Below are 17,218 nucleotides of genomic sequence, written 5' to 3'. Positions count from 1 at the left end.
CCTTAGTTCGTTTGGGGGTAGATAAACTCCGCTGACGGCAACACGCAGACGGAAAGCAACAGAAATCAGTAAATGATTCAGAGGAAAAGCGCCATACGGTACTCATCGATGAATTTGCCGTTGAGCTGCATCTCGCCGCGCAGGGTTCCTTCAAGGGTGAAGCCTGCTTTATGGTAGAGCCGTTGTGCTTTAGCGTTGTTTACGTTTACGGTTAAAAATATTTTTTTAAGCTGTTTTTCTTTAGCGATGCTCAATAGATGCATTAGCAGCTCGGTGCCTATGCCTAAGTTCTGGTAGCTATCATGCACCGTTATGCCCAATTCGGCTTTGTGCCTAAAAACTTCCTGCGGACTGAACTTAAGCGAAGCCGTCGCAACGATGTGAGCATCCTCTGTAACTGCAACAATGGCTAAGACACTGCTGTAGTCGATGTTTTGGGTCCAGCCCTCTATTCTTTGGCGGGTGAAGGGCGGAACCAAATTTTCGGTGGTTGCATCCAAAAGCGAAGAGTACATTTCCCAGAGCATTTCGGTGTCAGCGGCTTTTTCGGGGCGAAAAAGGATTTTTGCACCATTTTTTGCCGTATAGGTTTTTTCCCAAGCTGCAGGATACGCCATCTCTAAAGCCCCATACAGGTAAACAATGTACTGCTACGGTATATAACCTATCAAAACAAGAAGAGATAAAACCTAAAATGGTTAAAGAAAACTGATGTTTATTGCATCCAGTTTTGGCCTGCTTTTCGCTGCAGAATCACACGCTTCTCGTAGTTGCGTCTGGTTCTGTTTTTGGGGCTTGGAGCAGTGCGTTCTTGAGCTTGGACTTTAGGTGTTTGAGACCTGACTTTCCCAGCTTTTGAGAGTGATCCGTGAGTTGGCATACATTACACCTTGACACGAGTACATCAGAAACGTTGCCTTTAAACCTTTAGCCTCACAAAGCCGCAATAACGCAAAAACCCCGGCCTCAAACGCATAAAACTCAGGCGCCGTTTTTTGAGCTTCTGAGGCATGGCGGCTATTGAAAGTTGCATCTGGGGAAACGGCGTCTTCAAAAAAAGTTAGGGGAAGCCCTCAGGGCATTAGAGGAATTCTCTGCTCCAGTCAAAATCTGCTGAATCCTCAGCCCATTTCGGCCAGTGGCTACACCACTGAGGCATAGAGACATCGCGTATCCTGTCTGATGAGGGATGGTAAGGTTTTAAATCGATAATCGGCGTATCTGGCGCTGCATCTATCCATGGAACATAAACTATGCCTTCTTCTTGGTTGACCCCTAAAACGGCTGTGACGCTTACCGCTATCGGGTTTGGCCTAACGGGTGAGCGAGTCGCGAATACGCCGATTTTTTCAGGTCCATTCCTGTATGGCTTGTTACACGCAAGGGTCTGTCGCCACTCTGCAGTATCCGCCATATGGCACCACCACAAAACCATAACGTGGCCAAAGCTTTCTAGTTCCTTTAGAGCAGGTCGGTAGGGTTCAAGGATTTTTATTTGCCATCCCTCTTGGGTTTGCGCTATCTTTCCAATCGGGGAGATTTCAAAGGCTCTTGGTTTACTCATTTTTAGTCACTGTTTCCATAAAGTTTGTCGCCCATTCCTTTTCGGCTTTCAAATGCATAATGGGCCTCAACGCGAGTGCATAGTCGCTTGGCGGGTAGTTTCGCTGTTGGAAAAACGCTTCTACCTGCCTGTAGATGGCTATGCTTTCGTCGATGGATGCTATGTATTTCTGTAGGCTCGTTTGCACTTCTTGCTTGCTTAAGAAGCACAGGTTGGCTACGGCTAAATCCACTCGCCAGATGGTTTTTTCGACGTTTGAGAGGATTTCTATGAGGCTGCTTTTCAGGGTTTGTTGCCCCTGGGGGGTGATGGTGTAGATTTTTTGGGCTATGTTGTTTTTGGAGAGTTTTATTTCTGAGGTGATGAGGGATTTTTTTTCGAGTTTTGTTAGGACTTTGTAGATTGAGGGGAGGGAGATTTCTGTCCAGTAGCGCATGTTTCGTTCTTCGATGGTTTTTTCGATTTCGTAGCCGTGCATGGGTTTTTCGCAGATGAGGCCTAGTATGGCTGTTTCCATGTTCGATATTATACTCATATAATATAATCCGTGTATAATACAGGATAATAAGGTTTCCGCTCCCACAAGCAACCAATCCTTGCCTCATCTGCATTAACCATATATGGCGGCTTAACCGATACCCTTCCTGATATGCCATGCCTAAACTTGTCGCGGTCGTCGGCGCAAAACACTCCGGCAAAACCACAGTCATCGAACACTTAACCGCTGAGCTTAAACGCCGCGGCTACCACGTCGGAGTCATCAAAGAAATGGTACGCATCGCCCGCGTCGACACGCCCGCCAAGGAAACCGACCGCTATGCGCTGGCAGGCGCAGAAGCCGTGGTTGCGGTGCCGCGGGAGGAAACCGTGGTTTTCATCAAGCGGCGGCTGTCGGTGAAGGAGATTTTGCCGCATCTGGGGGGCATGGATTTTGTGGTTTTAGAGGGCTTTGAATCCGAGGATGCAATCCCCCAAATCGTCGCTGCAAAAACCTCCCTGGAAGCCCAAAGCTACCCCGCCGACCGCGCCATCGCGGTTTCAGGCATCATCGCGGACTCAAACGAGGAAGCAGCCAAAGCTCAGAGCTTAAAAATCCCGCTTTTCAGCAGTTTTAGAGAAATAGAAAAATTGGCAGATACGGTGGAGCACAAAGCCGCTGTGTTTAGCTGACTTCTATGGCTGCTACGCCGCGTACCCACCGCTGTGCATACTGGTCGTCGCCGATTATGAGTCGCAGGGGGCCTTCGCCGCCGTCTTTGAGTTGGGTGAGGGCTGAGCCGTCTTTCTGGTAGGCGATTATGGTGTTTTGGCTCTGGGCTTCCTGCATGGTTAGGGTGGTGCCGTAGCCGTCTTGGGCTTGGATGAAGATTGAGGTGGCGTTGCCGTTTATCTGTGCTTCACTGAGCAAATCCACCAGCCGCACGCCTGTGTAGCTGAAGTTGCCGTTGTCTTGGGTTCTGCTGCTAGAAGTCAGTGTGACCTGCAACGTCACCTCTGGGTAAGCCTCAAGCTCCAGGAGGCTGAGCGTCTGCGGGTCGGCTACGTCCCCTTTGATTTGCAGCGAACTCGACTCTACGCCTGCGTCGGGGCGCGTGTAGATGTAGAGGGGCACGGCTGCAACGACTAAAACCAAAAAAACGATGAGGACAATTTTTGTGCTCTTCTGCATCCCATCGCCTACGAAACCGTTATCTCCGCGACCCATCGGACCCAGTTCTGTCCCCACTTAAACTCCTCGGTGGGCACGAACAGGCGGAAGGGTGCGCCGCCGTCGGGTGAGAGGTACACGCCGTTTTCTTGGGTGCCGACCATCATGCCGGTGCTCTGCACCTGAGATAGGCTGAATTCTCTGCTGTAGCCGTCGATGGCGGTTACAGTGATTTTGCTTGCACCCAAAGAAACGCCGGCTGCATCCAGCAGGCTCTGCACACTGACGCCTGTCCAATCTGAGGTCCGCTGGGCTTCTCCGCCGGGGACAAAGGCTGCCGTGACGGTTTTAACCTCGTAGTTGGTGATGTTGGTGCCGGTGAGCACCATGGAGTGGGCTACTGAGCCGTTGACGGTGAGGATCCAGGGCTGCAGGTTGATTTCCGCGACGCTTTTGACGTTGTAGTTGGATTCTAAGCCGGGGACGATGAGTTTGAGGGGTCCCTCGGATGTATCCATCCATTGCCCATCTTTAGCTACGGCCAAGATGAATTCGTTGCCTTCATATTGGGTGCTGTTGAAGGCCTGATACGTGTTTATGCTGCGCTTGAAGCCGTCGGCTGCGATGACGTTTATTTTGCCCGCATCCCACAAGGCACCGGTCTCGTTGAGAAGCTGCGTTACGGTCACGCCCAGGTAGGTGGCTGTTTCATCTTTTATGGTGGCGGTGACGCTTATCAGCGGCATCCCAGTCAACTCCGCCATGCCCAAGGTCTTTTCGGCGGCGACGTCGCCTGTGATTTTTAGCTCTACCTGCGGGGGACTGCCTTGGGGAAGAGCGGGGTTAGCTGCGGGGACACCGCTGTTGCCGGGTAAATAAAAGATGACTGCGCCGGCGGCTACAACAATCACAATCAAAGTTATCGCGGTAAAGATGATTTTCATGTTTTTATCCAATTTTTTTTCCTCCGATTCCAAGTTTTGCGGTTCTGACCAGGAGCAAATTAGCGATGAATCCGCCGATGCAGCCGCTTATGGCTGCGATCACAGCTAAAAACGTCAGCACAATCCATGGCAGAAAAAGCACCGTGGCGCCGACAAGCACGGTTCCCACCACGTTGGCGAGGGCTGAGGCGCCCATGCAGCAGCCAAGGCAGCAGGCTCTATGGCGGGTCAACAGAAAGAAGGCGTCGATGGCTAATCCGGGTCCGAGGTAAATCACAAAGGAGAGCACCCCGAAGTTACCGAAGGGCATGACTAGGCTTATGCAGGCTTGGATAAGCGAAACCATGGTGGCGGCGCCGGGTTTGCGTATGAGCCCAAACGCCATCACGGGCCACATCATGTATAATCCGCCGGTTACTGCGCCGGTGGGGATGTAGGCTGCTCCGATTAGGGGGCCCAGGATGGGGTAGAGTAGGTTTTTGGTTGCTAAGCCCATGCTGGCGAAAAGCGCCATAAGAACTAGGTCTATGGTGGCGATTTTGAGGTTGCTGTTGCGCAGGGGTTGGTTTGGCCGGTTCATCTAATGCTCCGATATTCTAAATTGATAACGTCGGAAAATTAAACCTTTGCCATAAAAAAATCCAGTTAGGGTTTTTCTTTAAGCGTGGACTCCACAAGCGCCTGGGTCTTCCTGAAACGCAAAACCAAATCCTTCCCAAACGCCGTCACCTCAGAGGAACCGCCGCCCTTCGCGCCGCCCCGCACCCGCACAACCAGCGGCTCCTCAAGCCGTCCCTCAGCCAGCGTTATCCGATGAAGCGCATAGCGATAGGACATGCCGAGTTCCTTGGCGGCTTCGAGTATGGAGTGGTGCCTGTCGATTGCTTCCAGTAACCGTGCTAATCCGTCGCCGAAGACGGCTTCGTCTTTTTCGTTTACTATCCAGAGTTTGAAGTGGTAGGTGAGGGGCTGCATTGGTTTTCACCAGGGTTTAGTGGGTGTTTGGGGAATTAAGCTTTGCTTTTCTGGTTTTTATATGTGGATGCAGTGGTGTTTTTGGATGTTGCGGTTGCCTGCTTTAGCTAGCAACCCTTTTATAGCATATATATTGTATATACGATTAATATTATTGCCGAACATATATGCAAAGGGAGAACGGAAGGCTAGAAAAAACCATGCAAAACCCTGAACTCAACCAAATAGTTGAAAAAACCCAACTTAACTCCGTGACCAAAAAAATCACGGTCTACGCCCCAGACATCGCCGCAAAAGCAAAAGCCGGCCAATTCGTAATCTTCAAAACCCACCAAGACAGCGAACGCATCCCCCTCACCCTCTCATCCTGGGACAAAGAAAAAGGCACCATCTCCCACATATTCCAAGAAGTCGGGTACTCCACCAAAGAACTCGGCGCACTCAAAGCCGGAGACAAAATCCAAAGCGTCGCCGGACCCCTAGGAAACGCCAGCGAAATCAAGAAATTCGGAACCGCCGCCGTTGTCTGCGGTGGCTTAGGCACAGCAGTCGCTTACCCCGTGGCTAAAGCCCTCAAAGAAGCCGGAAACAGAGTCATATCCATCATAGGCGCAAGGAACGTCGATCTCTTCATCCTCGAAGAAGAGATGAAGGCGGTCTCCGACGAGGTTTGGTATGCCTCAGATGATGGCACCAAAGGACAGAAGGGCTTTGTCAGCGACGTCCTCAAATCTCTTATCTTGAAAAACTATTACATCGACATAGTTTTCGCCATCGGCCCCCCAATAATGATGAGCGTTATCGCCGACCTTACCCGCCCCTATCGCATTAAAACCATCGCCAGCCTCAACCCCATCATGGTTGACGGCATGGGCATGTGCGGCGCCTGCCGCGTCACCGTCGGCGACCGAATCCATTTCGCATGCGTGGATGGACCCGAATTTGATGCTCACCAAGTTAACTTTAAAGAGCTCATGCAGCGGCTCAAATGCTACTGCACCGAGGAAAAGAATCCCTCACTTAATGATCTAGGAGGAGCATGCAAATGTCACAGCCAATAAAAGAAGCCCCAAAACACACAAGCCGCCTAAAAGCAGTTGAAGTTCCCAAGCAGGACGCGGCTGCCCGAAGCAAAAACTTCCATGAAGTCGTGCTCGGCTACACCGAGGAGCAGGCGCAGTCTGAAGCGTCCCGGTGCCTAAACTGCCCCAAACCCCAATGCGTCGAAGGCTGCCCCGTCAGCGTACCCATCCCCCAGTTCATCGCGTTACTCAAGCAGAAAGACTACGATGCAGCCATCAAGAAAGTAAAAGAGAAAAACAGCCTACCCGCCATCTGCGGCAGAGTCTGCCCCCAAGAGGAGCAATGCCAAAAAATGTGCATTCTCGGCAAGAGGGGCGAGGCGGTTTCTATTGGGCGATTGGAACGTTTCGTTGCTGACATGGAGCAGGCAAAGGGCATTAAGGCGCAGGCGGTTCCCGAGTGGAACGGCAAAAAAGTCGCGGTGGTCGGCGCTGGCCCCGCCGGTTTAACGGTTGCTGCTGACCTTGCCAAAATGGGCTATAAAGTCACCATTTACGAGGCGCTTCACACTGGCGGCGGCGTCTTGGTCTACGGTATCCCCGAGTTCCGCTTGCCTAAACGCATCGTGCAATCAGAAATCGATTACATCAAAACCCTCGGCGTCGAGTTGCAGCCTGATTACCTCATCGGCAGAATCTTCACAGTCGACGAACTCTTCCAGAAGGGCTTCAACGCCGTCTTCATCGGCACAGGCGCAGGGCTCCCCAAGTTCCTCAACGTGCCCGGCGAAAACCTCAACGGCATCTACAGCGCCAACGAATTCCTCATCCGCGTCAACCTCATGAAAGCCTACGATTTCCCCCAAAGCAAAACCCCCCTGCGTGTGGGCAAAAAAGTGGCGGTTATCGGCGGCGGCAACGTCGCACTCGACTCCGCACGCTGCGCTCTACGCTTAGGCGCCAATGAAGTCTCCATCATTTATCGCAGAACCAAAAGCGAGATGCCTGCACGCCAAGAGGAAATCGAGAACGCCGAGGAAGAAGGCATAATCTTTAGGTGGCTTACGGCGCCGCTAAAGTTCTTTGGCGACGAGCAGGGCAACGTTAAAGCCATGGAGACGCTTTCGATGCGGCTCTGTGACGCAGACGACACTGGACGCCATCAGGTTGCGCCCATCGAGGGTTCAGAGGCAACCATGGATGTGGATACGGTAATCGTGGCTATCGGACGCACGCCTAACCCCATTATACAGGCAACCACCACGGGCCTTAAGACCCAACGCGGCGGCATCATAGCCAGCGACGGGAACTTTAAGACCAGCATCGACGGCGTCTACGTCGGAGGCGACATCGCAACCGGCGAAGCAACAGTCATCAGCGCCATGGGCACCGCCAAAACCGCAGCCAAAGCCATACACGAGTACCTTCAAAAACAAGACAAAAAACAGTAAACCGCTAACCCACAGGTTAGCACCCAAACCTTTCCTTTCAAACAATCTTTAAGTTTTTGCATTCGGGGTACGGTATTCTGCCGTGGGCAAGTATCTTCACACAGCGCTACAACCTCCACATAAACGCCCCGCATGAGGGCAGATGAAGAGGCAAATCTGCGCTGCAGGATGCTTGCGAAAAGACTTTTTATTGCTCCTGCCATGCGTCTTCATGCATGCTATTCTGGCTCAAAGGGGGCAACAGTTTTTTCGCTAAGAGCCTTAAACAAAAAAATATAAGCATAAACAGGGCACACGTAACGTATAAGGAAATAAAACATGCGTAAAACCATACTTTTCCTTCTTGTAGCTGTTTTATTATTCTCCAGCCTAACAATAAACAACCCCGCAGACTCTGGCCCATCTGCATCAAAAGAAAACACTTGGACAGAAAAAGCACCCATGCAGCAAGCAAGATGCGACTTGGGCGTAGCCGTAGTGGATGGCAAAATCTATGCTATTGGGGGAAATACCGAAAATGGCGAAGTCGCTACAAATGAAGAATACGATCCCGCAACGGACACATGGGTCTATAAGGCATCAATGCCGACCTCTTGTAGCGCTTTTGCCATAACGGTTTATAACAATAAAATCTACTGCTTTGGCAATGGAAAAACACAAGTTTATGATCCGGCAACTGATACATGGGAAATTAAAACATCACCACTTATAACCAAGGTTTGGGCAACCGCTAACGCTATTAGCGAAAAAATATACGTTCTAGGTGGATACCCCAACACAACAGTACTCGAGGTCTATGAACCCGCAACTGATTCTTGGTCTATGAAAAACACCGGCAACTTCCAACCTTTTGGTCCATCCTGCGTTTATGATGAAAAGATCTATGTAATATGGGGTTTGACTATAATTTATGAGCCCTCGATAGATAATTGGACTTATGGCGTTCCTCCGCCTACAACCTCCGGTGGGTCTGGCGGTATAGGAATTGGAATTGGCGCTACAACAGACTTTATGGCTCCCAAACGGGTTTACATTTTTGACCCAATCACCCAAGTTTATAGATCAGAAACTGGTACTTGGTTGTCTGGCGAGGTCAACCCCCTGCGGTATGATTGCTCCGCGGTCGCAGTAGTAAACGACCAAATCTATGTGATTGGGGGTTATTCGGAGGCTTATGTGACTTATCCTGACGACTGGATTTATGGTCCGCAGCGTACTTGGTACGCTACTAACCTGCAGTACACGCCTTTTGGGTATGTTCCCTCTGAGTTTACCCCCAGTCCCAGTGCAGTTTCGGCTTTGGATTCTTCGTCATCTTTTCCAGTGACGCAGCTTGTTATTATTTGCGCTGTGGTAATCGCTCTGGCTTGTGTTGGCGCTGTTTTTTTAGTCAAAAAAGCAAAAAAGTGACTGCTTAATCCTCTTTTAATATGCCTTTTTCTGGTTGCCCCCTGTTTATGTGCTGATCCGCCAAGGAAGCCGTCTTAGTTGCCGCCATGTGGTGCCCTATTATTTAGGTTAGAGGCAAAATCCGCTTTGGCTTTTTATAAGGGGAGGGAGGTAGTGGTGGTGCAGCAGACGCCGCAGCTATGACCCTATAAATAGAGGGGGGATAGGTGTGTGGGAGCAACAGCGACTGCCCTATCATGGGTTATGGTGTCCAGTGCTATACCCGCGGATTAGTGGAAAAGCCGTTTATTGGTCGGTTTTGATTTTTAGGTCATCGTTTTCTGGTCTGGGCTCTTTGAAGGCTCGGTTCACCGCGGTTTCGGCGATGTTAAATGTGCAGTGCGCGATGCGTTTGATGTTGTCGCGGATCGAGCAGATGCCGCAGACCAACTCGGCGCTTTTCTGTGGACCCGTAAAGGAGCGTGAGGTGATTTCCACGTCGATTTTATCCATTTTCTGGCGGAACTTCATAATTCGGACCGCGTTGGTTACATCCTTGGAGAAGAAGGCTTCGACTGCCTGCACATATAGCCCTGTGACTTCGGTGCCTGCGCTGACCATAAGCGCCAACACGTCCTGAGGGATAGTTTGCGCTGCGCCGTTAAGCATGATTATGTGGCGGGTGATGTCGGCAGCGTAGTCAGAGGCATGCTCCATGTGTGTGACGAGCATCTGGTGATCCATACAATCCAACGGGTCAATGTGGAGTTCGTTGGCTAAATGGGGATCCTGCCCAGCATTACGCAAAATCCTAACAATAAAAAACGCGAATTGATCCACGTCATCGTCAAGCGAATAAGCCGATTTAGCCAGCGCCACATCATTATCTTTAAGCGCAGTCAAGGCGCCCTCGCACATGCTGCGGGAAATCAAATGCATCCGCTGCAGCGCCTGCTCAAGCGACGCTTTAGATTCATCCATCAGGCTCTGGATGTACACGCATTTGGCGTCTGCCTCCATAACCCGAAGGTAAAGTCGCCCCGCCATGTTGCGGATGGCTTTGGTCTGCGGCACCGTGAAAACGTTGTCGGATGAGAGCATGATGCCTGTGTAGCCGTTGAGGAAGGCGCCAAGGATTTTCTGGGTGATGTAGATTTCTTCCTCGTTTTGCCCCACCGCCAAAGTGATTTCTTTAAGGTCGGCTTTTTTGAGTGCGCTGGGATAGATGACCAGTGAGCGGTCTTTTTGGATGTTGAAGCTGACGGTTTCGCCTTTTTTGAGGTCGTTTAGCTGCATCCACTCTTTGGGCAAGGATACAACCAGCGAGGATTTGCCCAGTGACATTATTTTGCGTTCCATAGCCATCTCCCAACGTAACGGTATTAACTGTTAATACACTCAGACATCAAATATATACCGTGCGCTAAAAAAGATAATTCACACAACCGACAACAGAAACGCAGCTAACTAATCCGCCGCAGACTAGCTGCCCCTGAACTTAAGATAATAAACCACTCCGCCCACCGCCAAAGCCACAACCAACCCAATCATGATGTAGAGAGAATACTTCACATAAAACGGCGGCTCATTCACCGTCAACAAAAACTGATCGCTATCACAACGCCATGCCTTGCCCGTTTCAGGCGCACTAGCCACTACGCTCCAGTTCCCCGAGGCAGAGGGTGCAAAGGACCCCTTAAACGAGCCGTCGCCGAAAACTTTACAGATCACAGTTTCCGAGGCGTTAACGCCGAGAAATTGTACCTCAACGGTGGAATCGTTAAAGCTGGGCTCCAAATACCCCAAGACAGTGACATTTTTTCCTAAAGTAACCGTGTTTTCCTCGATGGTCAACTGGAGTTTAGGCTGCGCCTTTACCGTGTAGTTGCCTTTGGCAGTGTAGCTATTCTTGAGGGTGTCGTTTGCATCTATTTTGTACTGGACAAAGCTGCCTGCTGATTGCCCCGGTATGGTGACGTTGCAGGTGCGGTTGCTTATATCCATCGTTAGGGTGGAGGTTGTATTCCACTTGTTGGTGGTGTAGGATAACTGTGCACTTTCAAGGCTGGCAATGTTGGCGGAATAGGAGATGGTCTGCGAGCTCTGAGGCAGAACATGCTTCTGAGTTGACAACGCAGTAAGCGAGGTTTTGCCGAACTGCGTCTTGAGCATAAACTCCACGTTACCTGAACCCTCCTCGCCTATGAGCACCAAATGATACAGCTTAAGCCCCTTCGCACTGGAAGAATAATTCAGGAACATGTCTTGACCGGAATGCTCACAACTTGCATATGCCACACCCCGGTAAGCCTCATTTTCAAAGTTGTAGCCGCCAACCCCGCTGCTTACGTTCCCATACAAACCTGCCTCCCAGGGCAGCGGAAACGAGTTGATACTCACCGATTTAGCATTATTCATAAGGTACAGTCGTGCCTCATACATGTCCAGCGACCCCGGCACATTAACGTATAATTCAAGCTTTGAAGCATTAGTTAAAAACTCATAAGCCCAAGACGTATAGAACCCTGATTCGTTGCCGCTTACTTTCCCTTCCGCTTGGCTACTGTACCATCGGTCACACTCCAAGTTTTCAATAACCATAAAAGATGCCTGCTGAGCCCCCTTGCTTTCCCGCTCATCATTCTTTATGACAAACGAGTAATTCCCCGACTGCTCAGGCGTAAAGAGCGCATCGTTGGAGGTGGTGCCCAGATGCTCCGGTAACCCGGCGGCTTCAGTGTGGGAACTCTCCAAATTACCTGAGGGATTATAGACGTAGATGTCATAGTCGGTTTTAGCCGCGGAGGAGGTGTTAACCCAGGCGCCGTAGCAGTAAACATGATAGTTGTGGCCTGCCTGCAGCGGACAGGTAATGGTCCAGTTTTTCCCCACTGCAACCTGCGAACTGTTGATGCAGACGGGAAAGATGGGTTTATCAACTTGGGTGCAGCCGCTGCCGATATGCACAAAAGAGCTGTATTCGCTGGTGGTGGTTAATTGCAAGTTGGCGGCTTGCGCGAGGAAGAGGGGGCAAATTACTAAAAATAATACCACTACTGCAAACGTGGTTTTGTGGGGGAGGAATATCTTCATGCGCTATGCCCAGCCAACTTGCAACCCCACATATGACAGGGAGATATGATAACGCTTATGAAGCCCCAATTCATATTCCAAACAAACGTGAGTGTGGCGCGCTTGCCGTTTTTGAGAAACTTTGCTGTGTGGTTGGTTTTGTTGTTTATTTTTAATTCATATTGAGAAAATGGCTCATCAAGCAGTATATTATGTATTAAATCTTACTACAGAAGGCATTTATAATAAAAACGCTATCTTGGTTTCCAAGATGAAGTGGCATGATAAACAACACACAAACCCAAAACAAAACAAACGGCGAACCATTGGAGGTGAAATGAAAGAATGAACTATAACAACTATCGAAGATTCATGAAAAACAAGTATGCACTCAGCACAGTCGTTACAACCTTGATCATTCTGGTCATCTCAGTGTTGCTGGCAAGCGTCGTAACTTACTTCGCAATTAACGTCGTCAGCACCCGTGTTCAAGAAGAAAGCTTAACGCTGACAAAACAGCACATATGGCTAAACCCCGAGGCTACACCTGGATCCTCTGATTACTCGATTGCAACATTGATGGTCATTAACACTGGTGGCAGAGACATCGTTATCGATAAAATGGCGGTCAGAGGGCAAGAGTCTCCCTGGGACAATCCTAATGGCAAATTTGTCCTCTACACAATCACAACTGACCCCATATCCTCGGACTTCCAGTTCATCACTGACTTCAAACAGAAACCCGGCGACGGCGATAACAAAGTAACCTTCGGCTCCCAAGAATACTCGCTTTCCGTGGCGAAAAATGACCTGGTGCTTCCCTCAGGATGCAGCATGATACTCTACATCGTTAACCCAGACTCAATCACCATCAACGACATCGGCTTAACCGTCAGCATCACCCTCTACACTGCGCAAGCAATGTACTATCGAGAAGCCAACGTCCAAGCATACGCAACTACAGCCAGCACAGGATCATCCTAAAAGCTGGACACCCCCTTTCCCTGATTTCTTTACTCTTTTCTTTTAAAAAAAAAACAAGCAAGTGGTCTCTCTAGAGGCTTAGCGGTTTCTGCGGCTCATGAAGCTGCAATGGGCGTTATGGTTGTTTAGGTGGCTTTCGACTGGGTTGTCTGCTGCAAATCGACTGCGTTTAAGGGCTGTTTTTCTTTTTCTGGAGCTCACATTTAACCTCATGATTTACAATAAACAAACCCACAGCGGTTAACGCAACCCCGGCAACTAGAAAAACAACCAAGTGCTCATACCCCAAATACTGATCCATAAGCATCCAGACACTTCTAAAAACCAAAACAGAAGCAAACAGAAGAACAAACTCACCGACCAAAATCCTAAACCACTTCATACCCAAAAGATATTCAAACCGCATAATTACTTTTTCTAGAAACCGCAAACACGCCAATGCCTATCTGGAATAGGCGAAAACATCCAACACCGCATAAATGCCGCAAAACGCGATACGTCAGTTGCTCCAGCAACCTCTACCCCCCTCTATATATAGGCAAAACGGCAGCTGGAAACAGCTGCTTTTTTGGGTTGCATTGTTTCTCTGGGTCTGTCTGGAGGGCTGCATTACCTGTGGCTGCGGGTTGTGAAACCAAACTGCAGCGCCAAGACCCGCCAAAACCTCCAATCACAAAACTGACCCCCAAAACAACAAACAAACCCACTTAAGATTCCACAACAAAAATAAAGAAGACTCAGAAGAGCAAAATCAAGGAACCCAGCGCGAGGCCCTACTTTTTGCCGCCCTTCTTGGCACAAGCACTGCTACAATACTTCGACTTGGCATCAAACGTAGTATACGACTTCTTACAAACCGAACACTTCTTCTCCATAGCAAATCCCACCACGTTATTGCGGTATTAACAATTAATATTTTACCCCAAATCAAGGCGACTTTTTGGCTCTCAAGTTCCCCACTCACCCTATACATGAATTCCAATTTAGCTATATTTACCCAAGTTTATGCTGACCAATATGTCAAAATCTACCAATTAAACTGTTAAGCTAAACTATTTGGTTTTCAATGCTAGCAAAAAATAGGGGGTAGTGGTCGGCGCCTGCCGCTTTCTTGTCTGGGGGCTGTTTTCGTTGCCGCATTTTGGGGAGTATATGCATGAGGCGCATCCGTCTTTGCATTCGCAACTCTCATATTAACCAGAAAATTTTCGGTCTTACCATGATGACACTGATACTTGGGTTATGTATTGACCTATTGGAGCACTATCTCTTAACGTCAATCTGATAACTACGTAAATTGTTTGTCCAGGGTTAATCGGGGCGCCAAAACCGAGTTCTGATGGAAGAGTTAGCAAATAAGTTAGCTCGCTTCCTGTAGTTGAGGGTGTTACGGGAGTGCAACCGAGGCCATTACGTTCGCATTGCAAAAGCCAAATAGGGGATGACATACTAGAATCTGCACTATTGATCGGCGATGGCGGAATTATCTTTACCTTTAAGGTGCTGTTCTGGTAAGTGTATGTGTCTTGTGAGATGTTGTGTACTGATATGTTGTATATGTATTGGTTGTTCTTGAGAAGGGTTGCCGAATTGGGATTCGCGCCTACCCAGTCCACAACGAATGGTTGGTTAGCGAGCGTAAAGGTGCTCGACAAAATGTTGCTTAGTGCCAGAGCCCCGAGGGCGGTTGGTATGAGGACTGCTAGAAGCGACAGTGCAACGAGCAGTTTTTTCTTTCGCATTTTTTCACCTCCCAAAAAAGTATAACAAGAATGTAGCTGAACTAAGAAAGGCTAAATGTGAAAAAACCTATACAGGCAGCCGTTCTTAGCGCCGGTTCTTTTGAGTATCAATAGATACTTTATAGATATAAGCGGTTGCTGAATTAGATTGCAACATTAACAACAGAGAAATAATCTATATGTTAGGTTAAAATTTTCTTGAGATGAAGTGCCAAGCCAATAAGATTTGGGGTAACAGGTCAGCAGTTTAGAGTATCGCGTTGCTAACCAAAAAGGAGTCATCGATATGCTCGCAGAACTAAAAATCAGACAACTAACATCGCTACCTGCCCGAAACCGAAAACAAAGAAACCTTAACATCACCTTCACCTACAGCAACGTAGATACCGCTGGACAAAACTTTTAACGAGCAAGAGCGGCAGCAGCTAAACGCTTAGGCATACCCGAACTAAAAGTATTACTTTCTACAGCAACCGACACTGGCGAGCAGTGCTTGAAAGATACCTCAAAGGCAACTCCGATGCCGTCGCGAATCTGCTGGGCTAAAACGGATAAGTACGTTAAAGTCTACGCTTCAATATCTGAGCGACTCTACGGCAGCGACAAAGAATGGGAACCCATCGAAATCTGCGAGACTGAGCCTGACTACAGCGAGAAGATGATCCGCTACGGCCCGGAAGGATACCAAGAATACAACTACAACCGAACCACTGGCAGGCACTATTTACGCAAGGAAAAAAACGCCTGGTAGCAACCGACCGTTTGTAGTGCTTCTAGCCGAAAAAACGAAATAAACCCATATTAGACAGATGCGGAAATGTAATTATTCCATCCAAGAAGTATGGATAGGGGCTCGTAGCCTAGCACGGATTAAGGTGTCGGCCTTCGGAGCCGGAGATCGAGGGTTCAAATCCCTCCGGGCCCGCTTTCCAACCAATTTTTTCCTCCAGCAGCCAGTTTGTCTGTTTTTGCGCGGTTATATCACGAAGTATTTTGGGCAAAGCTCAGTTATCTCATTCCAGAAGGAAACATCCATGTCTTTTACCCCTGGAATGGCAGCAATCTGGTTTCGCACGTCAAAAAGATGCTTAAAATCCCTAATCACCCCGATCGCCATAAGATCATAATCCCCAACGGTTTTCGAGGCCACAATGATGTCTTTTAGTTTTATCAGGGTCTCGAGGATAACTGTGGAGTCAAAGGGTTCTCGGCTATTATCCCTTGGAGATACATCAATCATAAAAACTGCCATGGCGTGGTAGCCGATTTCTTTTGGGTTAAGGACGATGGTTGAGCCTCGGATGACGCCTTTTTCTTGGAGGGCATTGTATCGGTCAATTATGGTGTCGGGCGAAACGTTTAGGTCTTGGGCGATTTGGCGAAAGGATGTCCGGGCGTTTTTGCTTAACGCCTCCACAATTGCCAAGTCAATATTGTCCAGCGATGTCCTCTCCTTGGGGTTTAGGTAAATCAAAGTTTTCGGGGCATAACAGAATATCATTAACCCATATGCTGGTGTTTATCTCCCTAACCATAGGGTGTGCTTTAATTAACTCTTTTAACTCGTTGAGTTTGGTAACGTTTTTTACGATGGCAACCGCGAAGATGCTGTGCCTTCCCATGGTGCGGGCAGAAAAAACTATCTCCGGCATACCCTTAAGGAATTCCCTTATTGCCTCGATGTGAGAGAAATCTGCTCTTATTCCAAAGCTGCCCACGCAGTCGCATCCGAAACTTTTTGGGTTTAACAGAACAGTTGTTCCCCTTGCCACGCCGTTGTTTGCGATTTTATGGAATCGTTTGCTGATGGTGTCTACTGAGACATTGCAGGTTTTCGCGATTGAAGCAAAGTTGAATCGGGCGTCTTTTTGGAGAGCCCTTATGATGGCGGTGTCTATTTTGTCGAGCTGGGTTCCCACTCTTAGTTTCTCCTGATTGTCTATGTTAAGCTCGATTTGATATATAATATTGTAGGTGAATTGACCCTAAAAAACATAAAATTAATGCGTGTTTATCTTAAAATGTAGAGTTTAGGCTGGGCATTACTCTACAAAATCTTATATACAACTACAAATATCTTAAGGCAGTGGTGCTAAACATGCAAATGGGTAAAATGCTTGAAGACATCGAGCAAAACCTTGAAAGCAACCTCAAAAAAAGGTTCGCGTGCTCCCACTGCGGCAAAACATGGGTAGAAATAGTAGGGTTATTCGCCGGAACCATAGACGGACAAGACGACCTTTTCTTCCAAATAGGAAAAGAATCCGAAGTATGCAAAAACTGCAAATTCAACCTCAGAACATGCCCCACATGTGGCTCCAAAGACACCTACGAAATCAATTTTCCACCCGCTCAATCCACCACTTCACCACAAAGCTTTGACCGCATAAGAATAATCAGCAAAAACCAATAAACCAAAAAGACGTG

19 protein-coding genes and 1 tRNA gene are annotated in these 17,218 nt (G+C 48.7%); 8 read left to right on the top strand and 12 right to left on the bottom strand.

Annotated features, from left to right (window positions below; all coding sequences use genetic code 11):
• Positions 1–77 precede the first annotated feature (77 nt).
• The 4 genes from NWE93_02705 to NWE93_02690 all read right to left on the bottom strand — a co-directional run bounded on the left by NWE93_02705 (position 78) and on the right by NWE93_02690 (position 2,099).
• The gene (locus NWE93_02705) at positions 78–617 is read right to left on the bottom strand and encodes a GNAT family N-acetyltransferase (protein MCW3999131.1); all 540 of its coding nucleotides are present in this window, start codon (positions 615–617) and stop codon (positions 78–80) included.
• Positions 618–715: 98 nt separating this feature from the next.
• The gene (locus NWE93_02700) at positions 716–880 is read right to left on the bottom strand and encodes a 30S ribosomal protein S30e (protein MCW3999130.1); all 165 of its coding nucleotides are present in this window, start codon (positions 878–880) and stop codon (positions 716–718) included.
• A gap of 201 nt (positions 881–1,081) precedes the next feature.
• A complete protein-coding gene (locus NWE93_02695; protein ID MCW3999129.1) occupies positions 1,082–1,564 on the bottom strand; it encodes an SAM-dependent methyltransferase in 483 nt (160 codons plus the stop codon).
• Positions 1,557–2,099, bottom strand: coding sequence for a PadR family transcriptional regulator (locus NWE93_02690; protein MCW3999128.1), 543 nt, complete (start codon positions 2,097–2,099; stop codon positions 1,557–1,559). Before NWE93_02690 ends, NWE93_02695 begins: the two co-directional genes overlap by 8 nt.
• Positions 2,100–2,218: 119 nt before the next feature.
• On the opposite strand from NWE93_02690, the gene mobB reads away from it, so the two are divergent.
• Entirely contained in the window at positions 2,219–2,734 is a 516-nt protein-coding gene (gene mobB / locus NWE93_02685) for a molybdopterin-guanine dinucleotide biosynthesis protein B (protein ID MCW3999127.1), read from the top strand.
• On the opposite strand, the gene NWE93_02680 is transcribed toward mobB, so the two are convergent.
• The 4 genes from NWE93_02680 to NWE93_02665 all read right to left on the bottom strand — a co-directional run bounded on the left by NWE93_02680 (position 2,727) and on the right by NWE93_02665 (position 5,131).
• Positions 2,727–3,233 carry a molybdopterin-dependent oxidoreductase gene (locus NWE93_02680; protein ID MCW3999126.1) on the bottom strand — a complete coding sequence of 169 codons (507 nt, stop codon included), beginning with the start codon at positions 3,231–3,233 and terminating at the stop codon, positions 2,727–2,729. The genes mobB and NWE93_02680 overlap by 8 nt on opposite strands.
• Positions 3,234–3,241: 8 nt before the next feature.
• A complete protein-coding gene (locus NWE93_02675) occupies positions 3,242–4,168 on the bottom strand; it encodes a molybdopterin-dependent oxidoreductase (GenBank protein MCW3999125.1) in 927 nt (308 codons plus the stop codon).
• The gene (locus tag NWE93_02670; GenBank protein MCW3999124.1) at positions 4,161–4,736 is read right to left on the bottom strand and encodes an ECF transporter S component; all 576 of its coding nucleotides are present in this window, start codon (positions 4,734–4,736) and stop codon (positions 4,161–4,163) included. Before NWE93_02670 ends, NWE93_02675 begins: the two co-directional genes overlap by 8 nt.
• A gap of 65 nt (positions 4,737–4,801) precedes the next feature.
• Positions 4,802–5,131, bottom strand: coding sequence for a LysR family transcriptional regulator (locus NWE93_02665; GenBank protein MCW3999123.1), 330 nt, complete (start codon positions 5,129–5,131; stop codon positions 4,802–4,804).
• Between the two features lie 200 nt (positions 5,132–5,331).
• On the opposite strand from NWE93_02665, the gene NWE93_02660 reads away from it, so the two are divergent.
• The 3 genes from NWE93_02660 to NWE93_02650 all read left to right on the top strand — a co-directional run bounded on the left by NWE93_02660 (position 5,332) and on the right by NWE93_02650 (position 9,014).
• Positions 5,332–6,192, top strand: coding sequence for a sulfide/dihydroorotate dehydrogenase-like FAD/NAD-binding protein (locus NWE93_02660; GenBank protein MCW3999122.1), 861 nt, complete (start codon positions 5,332–5,334; stop codon positions 6,190–6,192).
• Complete coding sequence (gltA, locus tag NWE93_02655) at positions 6,177–7,604, top strand: NADPH-dependent glutamate synthase (protein ID MCW3999121.1); 1,428 nt, start codon at positions 6,177–6,179, stop codon at positions 7,602–7,604. The genes NWE93_02660 and gltA overlap by 16 nt, the downstream gene beginning before the upstream one ends.
• Before the next feature lie 318 nt (positions 7,605–7,922).
• A complete protein-coding gene (locus tag NWE93_02650; protein ID MCW3999120.1) occupies positions 7,923–9,014 on the top strand; it encodes a hypothetical protein in 1,092 nt (363 codons plus the stop codon).
• Between the two features lie 285 nt (positions 9,015–9,299).
• Here NWE93_02650 and NWE93_02645 read toward each other — a convergent pair whose 3' ends face one another.
• Positions 9,300–10,352 carry a phosphate uptake regulator PhoU gene (locus tag NWE93_02645; GenBank protein ID MCW3999119.1) on the bottom strand — a complete coding sequence of 351 codons (1,053 nt, stop codon included), beginning with the start codon at positions 10,350–10,352 and terminating at the stop codon, positions 9,300–9,302.
• Positions 10,353–10,475: 123 nt separating this feature from the next.
• The gene (locus NWE93_02640; protein MCW3999118.1) at positions 10,476–12,086 is read right to left on the bottom strand and encodes a hypothetical protein; all 1,611 of its coding nucleotides are present in this window, start codon (positions 12,084–12,086) and stop codon (positions 10,476–10,478) included.
• Between the two features lie 324 nt (positions 12,087–12,410).
• Between NWE93_02640 and NWE93_02635 the strand changes: the two genes are divergently transcribed.
• From NWE93_02635 to NWE93_02625, 3 genes are all read left to right on the top strand, one after another.
• Positions 12,411–13,049: a hypothetical protein gene (locus tag NWE93_02635; GenBank protein ID MCW3999117.1), complete on the top strand. Its 639-nt coding sequence runs from the start codon at positions 12,411–12,413 to the stop codon at positions 13,047–13,049.
• Between the two features lie 2,262 nt (positions 13,050–15,311).
• Positions 15,312–15,542 (top strand): hypothetical protein, encoded by a 231-nt coding sequence (locus NWE93_02630; GenBank protein ID MCW3999116.1) that lies wholly within the window; start codon positions 15,312–15,314, stop codon positions 15,540–15,542.
• A gap of 98 nt (positions 15,543–15,640) precedes the next feature.
• Positions 15,641–15,716 (top strand) — tRNA-Arg (locus NWE93_02625).
• 51 nt (positions 15,717–15,767) lie between these two features.
• Here the strand turns inward: NWE93_02625 and NWE93_02620 are convergent.
• Together NWE93_02620 and NWE93_02615 are read right to left on the bottom strand one after the other, a co-directional pair.
• The gene (locus tag NWE93_02620; GenBank protein ID MCW3999115.1) at positions 15,768–16,265 is read right to left on the bottom strand and encodes an Lrp/AsnC family transcriptional regulator; all 498 of its coding nucleotides are present in this window, start codon (positions 16,263–16,265) and stop codon (positions 15,768–15,770) included.
• Complete coding sequence (locus tag NWE93_02615) at positions 16,219–16,710, bottom strand: Lrp/AsnC family transcriptional regulator (GenBank protein ID MCW3999114.1); 492 nt, start codon at positions 16,708–16,710, stop codon at positions 16,219–16,221. Before NWE93_02615 ends, NWE93_02620 begins: the two co-directional genes overlap by 47 nt.
• A gap of 179 nt (positions 16,711–16,889) precedes the next feature.
• Between NWE93_02615 and NWE93_02610 the strand changes: the two genes are divergently transcribed.
• Positions 16,890–17,204 carry a hypothetical protein gene (locus tag NWE93_02610; protein MCW3999113.1) on the top strand — a complete coding sequence of 105 codons (315 nt, stop codon included), beginning with the start codon at positions 16,890–16,892 and terminating at the stop codon, positions 17,202–17,204.
• Positions 17,205–17,218: the final 14 nt, after the last annotated feature.

It is taken from the genome of Candidatus Bathyarchaeota archaeon (assembly GCA_026014735.1).
Taxonomy (GTDB): Archaea; Thermoproteota; Bathyarchaeia; order Bathyarchaeales; family Bathycorpusculaceae; genus Bathycorpusculum.
The sequence above is the reverse complement of the archived record's forward strand: the minus strand, read 5'-3'. Positions and strand labels throughout refer to the sequence as shown.